Source organism: Cupriavidus gilardii (assembly GCF_008801915.1).
GTDB classification, from domain to species: Bacteria; Pseudomonadota; Gammaproteobacteria; order Burkholderiales; family Burkholderiaceae; genus Cupriavidus; species Cupriavidus gilardii.
Genome location: NZ_VZOV01000005.1, coordinates 85,006 through 102,820, shown reverse-complemented (window position 1 = coordinate 102,820; position 17,815 = coordinate 85,006). Strand labels below are relative to the sequence as shown.

Below are 17,815 nucleotides of genomic sequence, written 5' to 3'. Positions count from 1 at the left end.
GGCGTGGGGCGGGCGCTCAGTCCTCACCGGCATACCGTCTGCCGGTGTCGAGCAGCTCGGGCGTGCCAATCAGCGCGTTCAACGCATCGAAATCGTTCATTTCGCCGGCGAAGGCACGCGTGGTGCCCGCTGCCTTGAGGCCCGCGAAGTAGCGTTGCAGCTGGCGCGAGGCGAAGCGTACGGTGCCGCCCGGATAGATGACGATGCGATAGCCGCGCCGGCCGAGTTCGGACGCGCTCTGGATCGGGGTCTTGCCGCCTTCGACCATATTGGCGAGCAAGGGAATGCGGGCGGCGAAGCGCTCGCAGACGCGGCCCATGTCCTCGGCCGACACCACCGCCTCGACAAACAACGCATCGACGCCGCAGGCCAGATAGGCCTCGGCCCGCTCGATCGCTGCGTCCAGCCCTTCCACCGCGACCGCATCCGTTCGCGCAAGGATCAGCGTGCCGGCATCGTGCCGCGCATCCAGGGCCGCCCGCAGCTTGCCGCACATCTCGGCGGTCGACACCAGCGACTTGCCTGCCAGATGCCCGCAGCGCTTCGGAAAACCCTGATCCTCCAGCTGGATCATTGCGGCGCCGGCGCGCTCGAACGCCCGTACCGTGCGCTGGGTGTTCAGCGCGTTGCCATAGCCGGTATCGCCATCGACGATGATCGGCAGCGAAACGCGATCGGCGATGCGCGCCAGTACGTCGGCGGTCTCGGTTGCCGTGGTCAGCCCCACGTCGGAGCGGCCCAGCAGTGTGTAGGCGACCGCGCCGCCGGACAGATATAGCGCCTCGAAGCCAGCCTGTTCGGCCAGCAGCGCGGACAGCGCGTCGTAGACGCCCGGCGCCAGCACCGGCTCCGGGCTTCGCAGGCGTTCCTTCAGCGAACGCGACCGGCCGGCTTCCACGATGGTCCTGTTCATGTGGCGGCCACCGCGTTGGTGTAGTTCGCCAGGATGCGGGCCATGTCTTCCTGCCGAACCTGCGGGCGCCATGGCTCGAACAGCATGTTCAGCGCCGCGGCCTGTCGCCTCTCGTAGTCGAGGAAGGCCTGCGTGATCGCGCTGCCGCGCACACCGCCGCGCACCGAGCCGGCGCGCACATCGCCGTAGTACTCCTTCCAGTCGTCCGGCAGCGGCTGCGACCCGGGCACGGCCAGCCACAGCCGAAACAGATGGCGCTTGCGGTCGGGCTCGTCATGGTCTTCGAACGGCGTGCGCGAATGCAGCGTGACGTAGTTGTTCAGCAATTGCATGTCGCCCTGCTCCAGCTCCATCGTGTAGCACAGCAGCTCGCTCGGCATCAGTTCGTCCAGCAGGTCCAGCGCTTCGATCTGCTGCGCCGTCAGACGGGGCAGTTCGGGAAAGTCGCGTTGCGCGGCCGCCGTGTTCTTGCGGTTGGTACGCGCGGCAAAGTACTCGGGGTGGCTGCCGAAGATCGGGCAGCGGTAATACGGCGGCTGGCTGGGATCTTGCGTGCCCTGATAGCTATGGAAGAAGGTCCCCTTCAGCACGGGAATCAGGTCCGGACGCCGACGCTGGACTTCTTCGTACAACGCAATCGAGCTGATCACCTTGCTCGTGCCACCGGCCTTGGCGGTGCGACGGCACAGCAGGCCTACCACATCGCAGGAATCCTGGTGGAAGTCGAGCCCCGCATTGGTGTTGTAGCCGCGGCCGCCCTTGACCTTGTACTCGCCCCCTTCGTTGCGCACATCGTTCATGATCTCGCTGGCGCGGTTCTGCGTGCGGGCCACACCCATATGCAGGCTCATACCCCAGTAAGCCAGCCGTGCCTCCTGCTCGGTCCACTCGTCGACCGGGAAGCCTTTCAGCAGACACATGCCCCAGCGGCCCTGGGTGGTGTCGATGGCTTGCCGCAACACATCGCGCGCGGCGTCGTTCAGCGGGAAATCGGCCTGCTCCATCTCCAGCAGCGGCTTGTTCACCGCCTTGGCGTGGGCCAGCGCCTCGCGCATCCCCTGGACCTGCGCCTCGTTCAAGCGCAGCACCCACGAGCGGTCCTCGCTGGCCTGCCGCGCGGTCCAAGGCTGCGGACGTTGCATATGTTGCGCGGCGTCGGGTACGGCTGTCACTGCCATCGGGGGCTCCTCCACGGGTGGTTCGATACGTTGGAGCTAGTCTAGCGAGACGGCGTATGATGAGAAAAGCGAACTTATTTGAGATGCTTCATAAGGATTTTTGATGAAGATCGAAACCTTCCACACGCTTGCCGCGGTGCTCGAGACCGGAACCTTCGCCGCCGCGGCCCGACAGACCAACGTGACGCCGAGCGCGGTCAGCATGCAGATGAAGCAGCTGGAGCAGTATCTGGGCAGGCCGCTGTTCGATCGCTCGGGGCTGCAGGCACGCCCCAATCGCCTGGCCCATCAGGTTTCCGAAACGATGCAGCAGGCGCTGCAGAACCTGGAGGCCCTGCGCACCGGAAGCAGCCTTGCGGTGGAAGGCGTGGTTCGCCTGGGGATCATCGAATCGTTGCAGCCCGTGCTGCTGCCGGGCATCGTGCGCTTCGTCCGCGAGCGCCATCCTCGGCTGGAGCTGCGTCTGGAGCGCGGCCGCAGCAGTACCCTGACCGCCTCGGTCAAGGCCGGCGAGCTGGATGCGGCGCTGGTCGCGCAGCCGCCCTCGGGCGGGACGGCGCGCTTGCGCTGGACGCCGATGCTGCGCCGCGAACTGGTGCTGATCGCCCCACCCGGCGCGATGGAAAGCAATGTGGCGTCGCTGTTCCGGCTGTACGACTGGATCCGCTATGACCGCAATACCGTGTCGGGCGCGCTGGCCGCGCAGTATGTCGGCAACCATGTGCCCGAGATACGTGGCACGGTGGAATTCGACAGTGCCCCGGCCATCGTTGCCATGGTCAGCGCAGGGCTCGGCGTGTCGATCGTGCAGTCGCCGGATCCGGTGGTGCTGCAGGGATATCCGGTCCGCATCGTCCGGCTCGGCCGGGCGGCGCCGGTGCTGACGCTGTCGATGGTGACCCGCAAGGCCGACGACGACAACCGCTCGGTCGCGGCCGTGCGCGACGCGATGCGGCATACCGCGGTGTCGTTCCAGCGCGCGGTGGCGGCCGCGCATTGATGCGGACCGATGTCCGAAGCCGTCGTGATTACGCCCGCCGCCGCGACGATGCCCCGGCTTGCACCGGTCCGAAGCGCTCTTCATACAGCGCCGACACCCAGTCGACGAAGACCCGTACCCGCGGCGCCAGCTGGCGCTGCGAGGTGTACATGACCGAGATCGGCAGTTCCGGGCACGGCCAGTCCGCCAGCACCTGCACCAGCCGCCCCGCGCGCAGATGTTCCTCGAGGCGGAAGCGCGGCACCTGGATCAGTCCGCAGCCGGCCAGGCCGGCCTGCGTATAGCACTCGGCGTCGCTGACGGTGATCCAGCCGCGCGGCAGATATTCGACTACCTCGCCGTCGGTCCTGACCGTGAACGGGTAGCGGTAGTCGTGATTGCGGGAGAAGAATCCCACGCCCTGGTGCTGCGCGAGTTCATCGGGATGGCGCGGCGTGCCATGCCGCTCCAGATAGGCCGGGCTGGCACAGATGATCTCGGGAAGATTGGCCAGCCGCCGCGCGACCAGCGACGACTCTCGCGGCACGCCGGCCCGCACCACGCAATCGATGCCCTCCCCGACCAGATCGACCAGGCGATCGCCGCTGCTGACCACCAGCTCGATATGCGGATAGCGCCGATGGAAGTCGTCGATCCGCGGCAGGATGATCATCGCCGCGTGGATGCCGTGCAGATCGAGCCGCAGCGTGCCGCGCGGATCCGATACGTGGCTGCTCAGCGAAGTCTCCGCATTTTCGAGCTCTGCCAGCACGCGCTTGCTGCGCGCGTAGAACGCCTGGCCGTCGAGCGTGGGCCGGACCTGGCGCGTGGTGCGTTCGAGCAGCCGGACGCCGAGCCGCGCCTCCAGCTCCTTGATCGCATGCGTCGCGGTCGCGCGCGGAATATTGAGCGCGTTGGCGGCACCGGAAAAGGTGCCCAGTTCCACGATGCGCGTAAACAGTTGCAAGGCGTCGAAGCGGTCCATGCCGTTGGGATCGATCTGCATTGAAGGTCCGGCAGAATTAACAGATCGATCCGCGCCGCGTCAATCCCGCCATGGCGGGCGGGCCCGCATCGCGCCTTGCCCAGCCCGGGACCGGCGGCGCGCCGCCAGTGCCCCGTCCAGCGACCAGGCCCCACCACCGCGTGCCGCGATCAGCAAGGCGACCGACAGCAGCACCAGCGGATATTCCATGCCGCGGTCGATCCAGGCGAAATGCTGGCGGTGGATATAGCAGATCGCGATCATCTGCAGCGTCATCAAGGCGGCCAGCGGCCGGGTGAAAGCACCGGCGATCAGCATCGCGCCACCGAAGGTCTCGAGCACGGCGACGAGCCAGGCCAGCACCGGCGCACCGGGCAGGTGCAGCACTTCGGCGATCAGACGGGTTGCCCCCGCCATCGGGTCGGCCATCGAACCGTGACTGGTGCCCAGCAGCTTGGGCAGGCCGTGCGTCATCATCACGAGGCCGAACACGGTCCGCATCAGCAGGTAGGCCAGCGGGTCGAGCCGGGAGGCCGGCTGGCCGCCAATGACGCCGCCGGGCGCCTGGGCATGCGCAGGAAATTGGTTGGACATGGGAGGCTCCTGGTTCAGGCGGTCGGTCGAGTCCGAGCGCGCGCAGGCAAGGTCAACGGCAGTTCGCGCAGCCTGGCGCCGGTCAGCTGGAACACCGCATTGGCAACGGCCGGTGCGATCGGCGGCGTGCCGGGTTCGCCGGCCCCGCCGGGGCTTTCCCCGCTGTCGACGACATGGACCTCGATCACCGGCATCTCCGCGATCCGCAGCGCGGGGTAGTCGTGGAAGTTGGATTCGCGCACCGCGCCGTCGACGATGGTCACGCGGCCGTGCAGCGCCGCGCTCAGGCCATAGACGATCGCGCTCTCCATCTGCGCGCGCACGTTGTCGGGATTCACCGCCACGCCGCAGTCGATCGCACAGACCACGCGATGGACACGAATCGCGCCGTCGCGCACCGAGACTTCGACGGCCTGCGCCGTCACGCTGCCGAAGCACGCATGCACGGCAATGCCGTGCCCTCGCCCCGATTGCGGCCGGCGTCCCCATCCGAAGCGCTGCGCGGCCAGCTCGAGCACGCGCCGATGGCGCGGTGCGTCGTGCAGCAGGCGGAGGCGATAGGCCACCGGGTCCTGCCCGCTGGCATGCGCCAGTTCGTCGACCATCGACTCCATCGCGAACGCCGCATGGCTGTGTCCCACCGAACGCCAGTACCACACCGGCACCGCGGTGCGCGGGGAATGGGCCACCACGCGGTGCGCGCTGGTGCCCAGCACATAGGGAGAGTCGACCACACCTTCGACAGAAGTCGGATGCACGCCTTCGCGTTCGGGATGGTTCGACTGGCCGGCGATGCCGTGCCGCCACGCCAGTGGCCGGCCATCGCGATCGAGGCCGACGCGGATCCGATGCACGAAGCCGGAGCGGTAGTAGCCGCCGCGGACATCGTCTTCGCGGGACCAGATCGTCTTGACGGGCAGGCCGGCCGCGCGCGCGACATGTGTCGCCTCCGCGACGAAGTCCTGCACCGCCCGCCTCCCGAAGCCGCCCCCCAGAAACGTCGTGTGGATCCGTACCTGTGCAGGCTCGAGCCCGGCGACCTGCGCCACGGTCCGCTGCGCCAGCGTCTGCATCTGCGTGCCGACCCAGACATCGCAGCCATCCGGCGCGATGCGCACGGTGCAATTGAGCGGCTCCATCGGCGTGTGCGCCAGATATGGCAGGCGGTACTCGGCCTCGACCGTGCGATGTGCCTGTGCCATACCGGCGTCGACGTCGCCTGCCTCCAGCGCAATCGGCCCGGGTTCGCGCGCCAGCCGCGCGAAGTCCGCGATCAGCGCGGCGCTGCCCAGCGCCTTGTCGCCACCCTGCCATTCGACCTTCAACGCATCGCGCCCGCGCTTGGCGGCCCAGTAATGGTCCGCCAGCACGGCTACGCCGCTGGGGACGGCCAGCACCTGCCGGACGCCGGGCACGGCGCGCGCAGCGCTGTCGTCGAAGGAGGCCAGCTTCGCGCCGAACACCGGCGCACGCGCGACCACCGCTGTCAGCAGGCCGTCGAGCTTGACGTCGATGCCGAAGCGGGCACGGCCGGTGATCTTGTCGGCGGCATCGAGGCGGCGTGCGCCCTTGCCGATCCACTTCCAATCGCGCGCGTCCTTCAAGCGCAGCGCCTCGGCGGCCGGCACCGGCAGCGCCGCGGCCTCGTGGACCAGTTCGCCGTAGCGCAGGCGCCGGCCGTCATGCAAGACCGCACCGCTGTCGGTGCGCAGCGCGTCCACCGGCACCTGCCAACGCGCCGCGGCCGCCTGCAGCAGCATCGCGCGTGCCGCGGCGCCCGCCTGCCGGTAGCGCAGGAACTCGCTGCGCACGCTGCGCGAGCCGACCGTCCCCTGCATGCCGCCGAGCATCGCGATGCCATAGGCCGGTGCGGCGGGCGCGTGCTCGACGCGAATGCGCATCCAGTCGGCATCGAGCTCGTCGGCGATCAGCAGCGCCAGCGAGGTCCAGACGCCCTGCCCCATCTCCGAATGCGCCAGCAATACCGTCACGCTGTCGTCGGCACCGATGCGAAGGAAGGCGTTGGGTGCCCACGGTACCGGTTCCGCCGCCACGGCGCCTTCGACGGACCCATCCGCCAGCCGGCGCACGGACGGTACGGTAAATCCGATCACCAGCCCGCCGCCGAGCACCGCGCCGGCGGCCAGGAAACGGCGCCGCGAAACGTCGAGCGGGGCCTTCACGATGCCCGCTCCCGCGACAGCTCGGCCGCGCGGTGGACCGCCGCGCGGATGCGCTGGTATGTCCCGCAGCGGCACAGGTTGCCCGACATCGCCGCATCGATGTCCGCGTCCGTCGGCGCCGGGTTCTGCCGCAGCAGCGCGGACGCCGACATGATCTGCCCCGACTGGCAATAGCCGCACTGCACCACATCCAGTTCAGCCCAGGCCCGCTGCACCGGGTGGTCGCCACCAGCCGACAGTCCCTCGATGGTGGTGACTCGCGCTCCCTGGACGGCCGAGACTGGCAACACGCAGCTGCGCTGCGCCACGCCGTCGACATGGACGGTGCAGGCGCCGCACTGCGCCATGCCGCAACCGAACTTGGTGCCCGTCAGACCGGCCGCATCTCGCAGCACCCACAGCAGGGGCATCTCCGGCTCGACCTGCAGATCGTGCTCGGTGTCGTTAATGGTGAGTTTCATGATTGCGTTCTCCGCCGCGGCACCTTGCCGTCGTTGGCGCATTCTGTCGGCTGCGCCGCGGGCCCACAATCCGGCTGCCATTGCCATGTCTATTCAATGGAGACGAACAATGGCCATCGGCCGTCGGATGACGCAGATGTCAGGAAGCGGATATCGGAACGCCGCCGGCGATCGCCGGCGGCATGCACAGAAGGAAGGCGGAGAGCCTTCGGCGCTCAGGCCGGGTGGGACAGGGCCGCGGCCGCCAGGGCCTCATCGCGCCGGTGTGCCAGGCGATACAACACCGGCAGCACCAGCAGCGTCAGCGCCGTCGATGACAGGATGCCGCCGATCACCACGGTCGCGAGCGGACGTTGCACCTCGGCGCCGGTGCCGGTTGCGATCGCCATCGGCACGAAGCCCAGCGAGGCGACCAGTGCCGTCATCAGTACCGGCCGCAGCCGCGTCAGCGCGCCGAGCCGGATCGCCTCGTCGAGGGGCTTGCCCTGTTCGCGCAGCGTGCGGATGAACGACAGCATCACCAGGCCGTTCAGCACCGCGACGCCCGACAGCGCGATAAAGCCGACCGCCGCCGTGATCGACAGCGGCAGGCCGCGCAGCCACAGCGCGAGGATGCCGCCGGTCAGCGCGAACGGAATGCCGGTAAACACCAGCATGCCGTCCTTGATGTTGTTGAACACCACGAACAGCAGCACAAAGACCAGCAGCAAGGCGACCGGCACGACGATCTGCAAGCGCTCGGTGGCGGAGCGCAACTGCTCGTAGGTGCCGCCCCAGCTCATCCAATAGCCGGTGGGCATCCTGACCGCGCTGTCGATCGCCGCCTGCGCTTCGGGCACGAAGCTGCCGATATCGCGGCCCCGGACATTGGCGCTGACGACGACGCGCCGCTTGCCGTTCTCGCGCGATATCTGGTTGGGCCCCGGCGCGATCTCCAGCGTGGCGACCTCGGCCAGCGGGATATAGCTGACCCGCGCATCGGCCCCACCGCCCTTCGGTAATGCGATCGGGAGCCGGCGCAGCGCTTCGATGTCCTGCCGGACCGCGTCGGGCAACCGCACGGTGATGTCGAAGCGGCGATCGCCCTGATAGAAAGTCCCGGCCTCCTTGCCGCCGATGGCGATGGCCACCGCGTCCTGGATATCGGCCAGGTTCAGCCCGTAGCGAGCGGCCTTGTGCCGGTCGATATCGATCGTCAGCATTGGCAGGCCGGTGGTCTGCTCGACCTTGACCTCGGACGCGCCCGGCACGTCGCGCAGCACCGCCGCGATCCGTTCGCCTGTGCGGTCGAGCACCGTCTGATCGTCGCCGAACACCTTGACAGCCACGTCGGAGCGGACACCGGAGATCAGTTCGTTGAAGCGCAGCTGGATCGGCTGCGAGAACTCGTAACGGTTGCCCGGCAGTCTTGCGACCTCCGCCTGCATCGCTTCGAGCAGCGCCTCGCGGGTCCTGACCGGCTTGGGCCACTCCGATTGCGGCTTCAGCATGATGTAGCCATCGGAGATATTGGGCGGCATCGGGTCGGAAGCCACCTCCGCGGTGCCGGTACGCGCGAACACCCGTTCGATCTCGGGGAATTTCGCCATCAGCGTCGTTTCGAGTTGCTTCTGCATCTCGACCGACTGCGACAGGCTGGTGCCGGGAATGCGCAGGGCCTGGATGGCGATATCGCCTTCGTTCAGGTTCGGGATGAACTCGCTGCCCAGGCGCGACGCGATGGCCAGGCACAGCACGACGGCGACGCCGGCCAAGGTCAGCACGACCGGCGCGTTCGCCAGCGACTGCTCCAGCCGGACCGCGTAGCGCCGCTTCGCCCATGCCATCGGCCGGTTTTCCTTCTCGGCGACGCGCTCGCCGATGAACAGCGCGACGGCGGCGGGCACGAACGTCACCGACAGCAGCATCGCGCCCAGCAGGGCCAGCACCACGGTGAAGGCCATCGGGTGGAACATCTTGCCTTCCACGCCGGTCAGCGCAAAGATCGGCAGATAGACGATCATGATGATCAGCTGGCCGAACAGCAGCGGCCGCCGTGCCTCGCGCGCGGCGGCGAACACTTCCTCGAAGCGTTCCGAGCGCGTCAGCGGCCTGCCGCGATGCGCCTGCGCATGGGACAGCCGCCGCACGCAGTTCTCGACGATCACCACCGCGCCGTCGACGATGATGCCGAAGTCCAGTGCGCCCAGGCTCATCAGGTTCGCGCTGACCCTGTAGCCGACCATGCCGGTGAACGTAAACAGCATCGACAACGGAATCACCAGCGCCGTGATGATGGCCGCGCGGATATTGCCGAGAAACACGAACAGCACGACGATCACCAGCACCGCGCCCTCTAGCAGGTTCTTCTTGACGGTGGCGATCGCCTTGTCGACGAGCCGGGTCCGATCGTAGACCGGCACGATGCTGACGCCCTTCGGCAAGGTGCGGTTGATCGCGTCGACCCGCTCGCCGACCGCCTGCGCCACCGCGCGGCTGTTCTCGCCCATCAGCATGAAGACGGTGCCGAGCACCACCTCCTTGCCGTTCTCGGTGGCGGCGCCGCTGCGCAGCTCCCTGCCGATGCCGACCTCGGCGATATCGCGCACGCGAATCGGCTGCCCCTGCGCGCTGCCGACGATCACCTCGCCGATCTCGGCCTCGCTGCGGACCTGCCCCGGTGCGCGCACCAGGTACTGCTCGCCGCTGCGCTCGATATAGCCGGCCCCGACATTGTCGTTGTTGCGATAGAGCGCGCTGACGACGTCGGCCAGCGTCAGGCCATACGAGGCCAGCTTCTCCAGGCTCGGCGCGACCAGGTATTCCTTGTCGAAACCGCCGATCGAGTTGACCTCGGTCACGCCCGGCACATTACGCAGTTGCGGCTTGACGACCCAGTCCTGCAGCTCGCGCAGATCGGTCGGCGTGTAGCGCGAACCGTCCGGCTTGCGCGCGCCCTCCTCGGCCTCGACGGTCCACAGATAGATTTCGCCCAGCCCCGTCGAGATCGGCCCCATGGCCGGCGATACGCCGGCGGGCAGCCTTTCCTTTGCCTCCTGGATCCGCTGGTTGACCAGCTGGCGCGCGAAATGAATGTCCGTGCCTTCGTTGAAGATCACGGTGACCTGCGACAGCCCATAGCGCGACAGCGAGCGGGTCTGCTCGAGGCCGGGCAGGCCCGCCATCGCGGTCTCGATCGGATAGGTGATCCGCTGCTCGGTCTCCAGCGGCGAATAGCCCGGCGCCGAGGTATTGATCTGGACCTGGACATTGGTGATGTCGGGCACGGCGTCGATCGGCAGGCGCGTGTAGCTGTACGCGCCCAATGCCGCCATGCCAAGCACCGCGAGCAGCACCAACCAGCGCTGTGCGATGGCAAAACGGATGACACGTTCGAACATGGCGATCTCCGGTGTCAGTGCTGGTGCCCGGCAGCGTCCTTGCCGAGGTCGGACTTCAAGACGAAGCTGTTGCGGGCGGCATAGCGCGTGCCGGGGCGAAGGCCATCGCGGATCTCGACCAGCCGGCCGTCGCTGCGACCCGGTACGACGCGCTGCGCGACAAAGCCCTTCGGACCGGCAACGAAGACCACGCTGTTGCCGTCGACGTCCTGCACCGCATCGGCCTGTACCGCGACCGGTACCGTAGCCTTGTCGGTCAGCACCTCGACGGTGACGAACAGCCCTGGCCGCCAGGCCAGGTTCGGGTTCTTCAGCGTGATGCGCGCCTTGGCCGTGCGGGTCTGTTCGCCCAGCAGCGAGCCGACATACGAGACCTTCCCTTCCGTCTTGCCCTCGGACGCGGCCGAACGGATCAGCGCCGTCTCGCCGACCCGCACATGCTCCAGGTCCCTGGCCGAGACCACGAATTCGGCCCATACCGTGGACAGGTCCGAGATCGTGAAGATATTGGCGTTGTCAGCCACCGCCTCACCCAGTGTCAGGTGTTTCTCGACGATGACGCCGTCGAATGGCGCGCGCAGCTCGAACTGATTGAGCCGGGCCGACGAGGCCTTCGCACCGACCGCGGTCAATTTCTGCTGCGCATTCTGCACGGCGATGCGGGCCTCCTCCAGCGCCGCCTTGGCCTGCAGATAGTCCTGCTCGGCGGAGATCTTCTCTTCCCACAGCTTGCGTTCGCGCTGATAGGTCGCGCGAGCCAGCTCCATGCGGCGTTGCGCGGCCAGCAGTTCGCTGCGCTGATCCGACAGCGCGGTGCTGGCGATCACCGCCAGCAGCTGCCCCTTCTGGACCGGCTCGCCCAGTGTGGCCGGCACGCTTTCGGCGACGCCGGCCAGACGCGGCACCACATGCGCGGTGCGGTCCTCGTTGAAGCGGATTTCGCCGGGAAACTGCAGGCCCGACTGGATCGTCGCGGGGCCGGCGGTCTCGATCGCGATGCCGGCGCGCTGGATCTGTTCGTCGGTCAGCGCGATGGGGGCGTCGTGGTCGGCATGCCTGTCCGTGGCCGAGGTTGCGGCCGGGGTTGCCGCCGCTGCCGATGCCTGTTCGGCGCCATGCCCATGTGCGTCGCCGTGGTGGCCGTGCGGGTCCGCAGAACCGGCGCGGCCGGACAGCAGCACGGCAGCCGTCGCCAGCGTGCCGGCCGCGAGAATGGCCGCGATGGCGGCCTTTTGCTTCGATGTGATTGCCATGATCGAGATCGGTCCAGATTAACGTCCGATGATGCGGTCGATGGTGGTGGCGGCCTGATAGGCGCGGGCCAGCACGCCGAGGTAGCGAATGCGCGCCTGGAACAGCGTGCGCTGGGCGTCGAGCACGTTCAGGAAGTCGAACTTGCCGGCCTCGAAGCCACGCGTCGCGGCGTCGTAGGCACGCTCGGCCGCGGGCAGTACCGTTTCCTTCAGCGCCTGTGCCGAGCTGCGCGATACGGCCAGCTGGTTGCTCGCCTGTTGCAGTTCGTTGGCCAGACGGATCCGGTTGGCCAGGAATTCGTCCGCGGCCTTGTCGGCGCGCCGGATCGATTCGTACAGATTGCCCTGGCTGCGATCGAACAGCGGCAGCGGGATCGCCACACCGAGCACCGGCATGGTCCGATTGGCCTCGTTGTCGCGCTTGGTGCCGACGCTGACGGTGATGTCCGGATAGCGGCGGCTGCGTTCGACATCGACCAGCGCCTGCCGGCGGCCGACTTCGAGACGGCTCGCCAGCAGCAACGGCGACTCCTCCAGCGCAGCCAGCAGTTGCTCCGGCGCGGGACGCGACGGCAGCGCATCGAGGTCGCCCCGCACTTCGGTGAATTGCGGCGAGGCATTGCCCCACAGCGCGGCCAGTGCCTGCCGGGACGAGTGCAATTCCGCCGTGGCGTCGGCCAGTTCGAGCTCGGCATTGGCCTGCTCCACCGCGGCGCGCGTCTCCTCCAGCGGCGAGACCTTGCCCGCTGCGACACGCCTTGCCGCCGCATCGGCGCCCTTGCGCGCGACGTCGACCGAGGCGGTGGCCAGCCTGACGCGCTCCTGGGCCACCGCCACGCCGAAGAAGGCGGCGATCACCGTGGCACGCAAGTCGGCCCGCGTGCTGCGCCACTGCGCCTGGGCGACGTCGCGGCCCCGCTCGGCCGCGGATATCCGCGCGGCGCGCTTGCCGCCCAGTTCGATCGGCAGGTTGAGCTGCGCCGTGGTGGCACGCGTTTCGCGCCGCGTGTCCTCCATGGCGACCGCCACTTCGGGATTGGGAAACGTCCGCGCCTGCCGGATCGCGCCTTCGGTGGCGTCGATCTCCCTGGCTGCGGCGGAAAGAGAGAAATTGCCGGCCGCGGCCAGCGCCAGCGCCGTCTCGAGCGTCAGCGGCTCAGCGGCCTCGCGTGGCCACGCAGAACGTTCCGGCGTCGGCAGCGGTGGCTGCTGGAACGGCTCAGCGTGTGGCTCTGGGTATGGCTGTGCCCCAGCCTGGCCGGGACCGCAAAGAATGGCCGCCATGCACAGCGGCACGAGGTATCGTCGCATCGAATTGCACCTGGAAAAGACACCAAGGGAACTCGGCGAGACGGAAAATCAGGAAGGAATCGATCCGGTCGTCTCGCCGCTCAAGCGAGACGAAGCCACTGCGGGCGATCGGGGGCGCGGGGATGGAGCGAGGTGTAGCGGAAATCGTGCGTCACCACCGCGGTCCGCGGCAGGCGCAACACCGGCACGTCGGTCGGTTCGGGACGCGCGAACGGCAGCGAGGCCAGATGGCAGGTGCCGCAGTCGGGATCGAACAGGCCTTTTGCGTCGGTATGGTCTTTGGCGTCGGACTTGATGGCGGCCTTGGTAGCGGCCTCGATGGCGGCCTTGTCGGGGGCCCTGGTGCCGGCGTTGTAAGCCTCGGCCTTGCCGTCGCCCCGATGCTGGTGCTGATGATGGCCCAGATGCCATTGCGCCGCCGGCCGCTGTTCGTGCCCGCAATAGGCGGCGGCCGCGGCCCAGACGGACTGGAGCGGCAACAGCATGACCAGCAGGATCAGGAAAAAACGGCGCATCGACGATCGGAACAGAACTGGGCGGCCGGCGCTGCGATGCTGTCTGCAACGCGGCATGCCGGAACGCGGCACAGTGTACCCCAAAGCCGCAGCGCGGCTAAAGCCGGGCGTCGGGATCGCCGTGCACTGCCCAGGCGCGCAGCTTGCCAAGAAAGATATCGACGACCCTGGCCGCGTTGCCATCGGAGAAGCCGGCGCTGTGTGGCGTCACGATGACGTTGGGCATGTCCCACAGCGGCGAATCCGTTGGCAGGGGCTCGTGGGCGAACACATCGAGATAGGCGCCGGCCAGGCTGCCCTCGCGCAGCGCCGCGATCAGGGCCGGCTCGTCGACGACTTCGCCGCGTGCGACGTTGACGAGGTGCGCGCCCTGCGGCAGCCGGGTCAGCGCTTCGGCGCCGATCAGGCCGCGGGTGTCTTCGGTCAATGGACATGCCAGCACCAGCCAGTCGGTGCGCGGCAGCACCTCGCCCAGCGTCCGGTATGTCACGGTCTGATAGTCCGGGCCGGCGGAGTCGGGACGTTGCCGCACCGCCACCACGCGCATGCCTAGCGCGTGCAGCACCGCGCCGATCTGCTGGCCGATCGGTCCCCAGCCGACGATGGTCGCCGTCCGTCCATGCAGATCGCGCGGCATGCCGGTCGCAATCAGCGGCGCCCATTGCCGTTCGCGCTGCGCCGCCAGCATCCGCGGGAAATGTCGAGCCAGCGCCAGCAACCCGGCCAGCGCGGTCTGCGCCACCACGCTGGCATTGGCCCCCGATGACGTGGTGACCTTGACCCCCCGTTCGCGCAACTGAACATAGACCGGGCGGTCGGCGCCGGCGGAATGCACATGGGTCCAGCGCAGCGACGGCGCTTCCAGCAGCGCGGTATAGAAGCGCTGCGTCGACGGCAATACCTCGTGCTTGGTCGACAGGCCGGTGACGTCGCGCGAGACGAACGCAATATCGGCATCGATCGCGCGGGTATCGTCGATGGCGGGCGCCAGCACCGCGGTCCACGGACGGTCCTGCAGCACCGCGGCGATGGCGTCGCCATGGGCCCGCAGGGCCGGCTCGGACAACAGGATGCGCAAGGGCGCGGGACGCGAGGAAACGGTCATGGTGTCGAGATATCCAGCCAGGGCGTCAGTCTACCGAAGCGCCCGAGGCGCGCACGACGGCCTTCCACTTCTCGTATTCGGCGCGCGTGAACTTGCCGAACTGCTGCGGCGAGCCGCCGACCGGATCGGCGCCCTCACGGATCATCTGTGCCTGAAGCGACGGCAGCACCTCGTTGACCGCCTGGTTGATCTTCATCACGACGTCCTGCGGCGTGCCCTTGGGCGCAAAGAAGCCGAACCACGAGCCGGCCTCGAAGCCGGGGAAGCCCTTCTCCGCGACCGTCGGCAGGTCGGGCAGCGAGCGCGAACGCCTGGCGCTGGTCACCGCGAGCGCCCGCAGCTTGCCGCTCTGGATATGCGAGATCACGGACGGGATGGTCGCGAACATGAACTGCACGCGGGCGGACAGCAGGTCGTTCAGCGCATCGGCGCCCTTGTAGGGAATATGCGTGGCCGGCGCGCCGACCCGCTCGGTCAGCATGAAGCCCGACAGATGCGACGACGTGCCGACGCCGGTCGAGCTGTAGTTGAGCTTGCCGGGATTGGCCTTCAGGTAGGCGACGAACTCTTCCAGGTTCTTGACCGGCAACGAGGGATGGACCACCAGCACGTTCGGCACATCGGCGATCTGCACGACCGGCACCAGATCGGTCAGCGGGTCATAGCTCAGCCGCTTGTACAACGTCTGGTTGATCGAGATCGGCCCGACCGAATTCACCAGCAGCGTATAGCCGTCCGCCGGCGCGCGGACGACGAATTCCGTGCCGATATTGCCGCCGGCGCCGGGACGGTTGTCGACGACGAACGACTGCTTGAAACGCTGCGCCAGCTGCTGGCTGACATTGCGCGCCAGGATGTCGGTGGTGCCGCCCGGGGTGAAGGCCACCACCACGCGCACCGGCTTGGCGGGATAGCCGGCCGCATGGACCTGCGGGGCCAGGACCGCGGTGGCGGCGATCATCGCTGGCACGACGGCGCGGACCATCGGTTTGGTGAAACGGAACATCGTTGTCTCCTCGTTGCTTGTTGTGTGGGCCTAGAAGCCGTAAAGCCGCGCCGGATTGGCGACCAGCACGCGTTCGCGCGCCGCGGCGTCGGGCAGCCAGCGCGCCAGCAGGTTGAACAGCACGCCGTCGTCAGGCATCAGGTGCGGTTCGAAGTAATTGATGTGCGGCCAGTCGGAGCCCCAGACCACCTGGTCGGGATTGGCCTTCAGCAACGCCGTGGCGAACGGGTCGACCTCGCGGTAAGGCGCACCGCCGGGATTGAGCCGATCGGCGCCGGAGATCTTGGTCCACGCCACGCCGTCGGCGAGCATCGCGCACAGGGTCTGGAAGCCGGGATCGCCGACCCCGCGCGCGGTCGACATGCGGCCCATGTGGTCGACCACCAGCGGCAGGCGAAGCGCCTTCAGCCGCGGGCCGAGTTCGACCAGGTCCGGCGCGTGAATCCAGATCTGCGCGTGCCAGCCGCGTTCGCGCAGGCGCGGCGCCATCGCCTCGAGCACGTCGATGCCGACGCCGTTGCGGTACACCGCATGGCCATCGACCCGATACAGATTGATCCGCACGCCCCGTACGCCGGCTTCGTGCCAGGTGTCGAGCTCCTCTTCGGTGGTATCGGCGGCCGGCACGGCGATGCCGCGCAGCCGCGCCGGATAGCGCCGCAGCGCGTCGAGGACCACGGCGTTGCCGGGACCGGTGCCGCTGGCGCTGGCGGTCACCAGCACGCCCCGCGTCAGGCCCAGCGCATCGAGATGCGCGATGAACGCCTCGGCCGGACAGGCCGCCGGCGTATAGCTGCGATCGTCAGCCAGGGGAAAGCGCTCGAACGGGCCGAAGACATGGGCGTGGCTGTCACAGGCGCCGGGCGGCGCCCGGAAGACCGGCGGCGTGATGCGTTCAAGGGCAGGAAGGCAGGGGCGTGTCATGACAGCAGCTCTGAATACGGATGGATGCGGGCGCTCATTCGGCAGCCTTCAGCCGGCCGGCGGACGCCAGCGTCTGGGCACGCACGTCCTCCCGCTGCAGCAACGTCGACAGTTCCTGCGGCGACGATGGATGGGCCACGCTTCCGACCGTCAGCAGCCGGCTCTTCACCGCCCCTTCGGCCAGCGCCTTGCGCAGCGCAGCGTTGATGGCGTCGACCACCCCGGCCGGCGTGCCCGCCGGCGCCAGCAGTCCGGTCGCGGTGGTCGCTTCGAAGTTGGCCAGGCCCGCCTCGCGCAGCGTCGGCACCTTGGGCAAGGCCCCATCGCGCTCGCGCGACATCACGGCCAGCGCGCGCAGCGCACCGGACTGGATATGCGGGGCCGAGCTGGTCAGCTGGTCCACCACCATGTCGATCTGCCCGCCCATCAGGTCGACCAGCGCCGGCGCCGATCCCTTGTACGGCACCTGATTGAGGCGGATGCCGGCCGCGTCTTCCAGTTGCAGCATCGCCATATGGTTGGTCGTGCCCGGACCGGCATGGCCGGCGGCAAGCTTGCCCGCATTGCTCTTCGCGTACGCCAGCAGCGACTGGATATCGCGGAAGCGCTTGTCGTCGCCCTTGACCACCACCACCAGCGCGGTGGTCGACACCAGGCCGACCGGATGGAAGCTGGCCAGCTTGAAGCTGGTTTTCGTCATCCGCGGCAGCACCACGATCGCGTTGGGCGTGGTGACCAGCAGCGTGCTGCCGTCGGGCTCGGCCCGCGACACCAGCGTGGCGCCGATCACGCCGCCGGCGCCGGGCCGGTTGTCGACGATCACGTTGCGGCCCAGGCCCTGCTCCAGCGCCGGCGCGATCGCGCGCGCGACGACGTCCAGATTGCCGCCGGGCGCAAACGGCACGACCAGGGTCACCGGCTTGTTGGGCAGCGACTGCGCACGCGCGGCGCGCATCACCATCGGGGCGGCGCCAAGCGCCAGCATCTGCGCCAGCAGGCGTCTGCGGTTCATCGTGGTCTCCATCCTG

The 17,815-nt window shown here is 68.5% G+C and carries 15 protein-coding genes; 1 reads left to right on the top strand and 14 read right to left on the bottom strand.

Translation table 11 applies throughout. The annotated features are described in order from the left end of the window. Nucleotides 1-16 precede the first annotated feature (16 nt). On the bottom strand, nucleotides 17-913 hold the full coding sequence (locus tag F7Q96_RS09045) for an isocitrate lyase/PEP mutase family protein (protein WP_053823783.1): 897 nt from the start codon (nucleotides 911-913) through the stop codon (nucleotides 17-19). After that, a complete protein-coding gene (locus F7Q96_RS09040) occupies nucleotides 910-2,091 on the bottom strand; it encodes a TauD/TfdA family dioxygenase (protein ID WP_053823782.1) in 1,182 nt (393 codons plus the stop codon). The genes F7Q96_RS09045 and F7Q96_RS09040 overlap by 4 nt, the downstream gene beginning before the upstream one ends. A gap of 103 nt (nucleotides 2,092-2,194) precedes the next feature. Between F7Q96_RS09040 and F7Q96_RS09035 the strand changes: the two genes are divergently transcribed. Continuing rightward, a complete protein-coding gene (locus F7Q96_RS09035; RefSeq protein WP_053823781.1) occupies nucleotides 2,195-3,091 on the top strand; it encodes a LysR family transcriptional regulator in 897 nt (298 codons plus the stop codon). A gap of 28 nt (nucleotides 3,092-3,119) precedes the next feature. Here the strand turns inward: F7Q96_RS09035 and F7Q96_RS09030 are convergent, their stop codons facing one another. The 12 genes from F7Q96_RS09030 to F7Q96_RS08975 all read right to left on the bottom strand — a co-directional run bounded on the left by F7Q96_RS09030 (nucleotide 3,120) and on the right by F7Q96_RS08975 (nucleotide 17,799). Next, nucleotides 3,120-4,055, bottom strand: a complete 936-nt coding sequence (locus F7Q96_RS09030; RefSeq protein ID WP_151022557.1) for a LysR family transcriptional regulator — start codon at nucleotides 4,053-4,055, stop codon at nucleotides 3,120-3,122. Nucleotides 4,056-4,115: 60 nt separating this feature from the next. Continuing rightward, nucleotides 4,116-4,649 carry a DoxX family protein gene (locus tag F7Q96_RS09025; protein WP_053823780.1) on the bottom strand — a complete coding sequence of 178 codons (534 nt, stop codon included), beginning with the start codon at nucleotides 4,647-4,649 and terminating at the stop codon, nucleotides 4,116-4,118. Nucleotides 4,650-4,663: 14 nt separating this feature from the next. Continuing rightward, nucleotides 4,664-6,832, bottom strand: a complete 2,169-nt coding sequence (locus F7Q96_RS09020; protein ID WP_151022512.1) for a xanthine dehydrogenase family protein molybdopterin-binding subunit — start codon at nucleotides 6,830-6,832, stop codon at nucleotides 4,664-4,666. Beyond that, nucleotides 6,829-7,296 carry a (2Fe-2S)-binding protein gene (locus F7Q96_RS09015; protein WP_344233078.1) on the bottom strand — a complete coding sequence of 156 codons (468 nt, stop codon included), beginning with the start codon at nucleotides 7,294-7,296 and terminating at the stop codon, nucleotides 6,829-6,831. The genes F7Q96_RS09020 and F7Q96_RS09015 overlap by 4 nt, the downstream gene beginning before the upstream one ends. Before the next feature lie 212 nt (nucleotides 7,297-7,508). Further along, the gene (locus tag F7Q96_RS09010) at nucleotides 7,509-10,673 is read right to left on the bottom strand and encodes a CusA/CzcA family heavy metal efflux RND transporter (RefSeq protein ID WP_053823779.1); all 3,165 of its coding nucleotides are present in this window, start codon (nucleotides 10,671-10,673) and stop codon (nucleotides 7,509-7,511) included. 14 nt (nucleotides 10,674-10,687) lie between these two features. Beyond that, the gene (locus F7Q96_RS09005; protein WP_151022508.1) at nucleotides 10,688-11,926 is read right to left on the bottom strand and encodes an efflux RND transporter periplasmic adaptor subunit; all 1,239 of its coding nucleotides are present in this window, start codon (nucleotides 11,924-11,926) and stop codon (nucleotides 10,688-10,690) included. An 18-nt stretch (nucleotides 11,927-11,944) separates the two neighbouring features. Continuing rightward, the gene (locus F7Q96_RS09000; protein ID WP_151022506.1) at nucleotides 11,945-13,237 is read right to left on the bottom strand and encodes a TolC family protein; all 1,293 of its coding nucleotides are present in this window, start codon (nucleotides 13,235-13,237) and stop codon (nucleotides 11,945-11,947) included. Nucleotides 13,238-13,317: 80 nt separating this feature from the next. After that, on the bottom strand, nucleotides 13,318-13,752 hold the full coding sequence (locus tag F7Q96_RS08995) for a cobalt-zinc-cadmium resistance protein (protein WP_151022504.1): 435 nt from the start codon (nucleotides 13,750-13,752) through the stop codon (nucleotides 13,318-13,320). Nucleotides 13,753-13,849: 97 nt separating this feature from the next. After that, nucleotides 13,850-14,857: a D-2-hydroxyacid dehydrogenase gene (locus F7Q96_RS08990; RefSeq protein ID WP_151022502.1), complete on the bottom strand. Its 1,008-nt coding sequence runs from the start codon at nucleotides 14,855-14,857 to the stop codon at nucleotides 13,850-13,852. 25 nt (nucleotides 14,858-14,882) lie between these two features. After that, the gene (locus F7Q96_RS08985; RefSeq protein WP_053823777.1) at nucleotides 14,883-15,863 is read right to left on the bottom strand and encodes a Bug family tripartite tricarboxylate transporter substrate binding protein; all 981 of its coding nucleotides are present in this window, start codon (nucleotides 15,861-15,863) and stop codon (nucleotides 14,883-14,885) included. A 30-nt stretch (nucleotides 15,864-15,893) separates the two neighbouring features. Beyond that, a complete protein-coding gene (locus F7Q96_RS08980; RefSeq protein ID WP_053823776.1) occupies nucleotides 15,894-16,787 on the bottom strand; it encodes an amidohydrolase family protein in 894 nt (297 codons plus the stop codon). Between the two features lie 34 nt (nucleotides 16,788-16,821). Next, nucleotides 16,822-17,799, bottom strand: coding sequence for a Bug family tripartite tricarboxylate transporter substrate binding protein (locus tag F7Q96_RS08975; protein WP_244959181.1), 978 nt, complete (start codon nucleotides 17,797-17,799; stop codon nucleotides 16,822-16,824). Nucleotides 17,800-17,815: the final 16 nt, after the last annotated feature.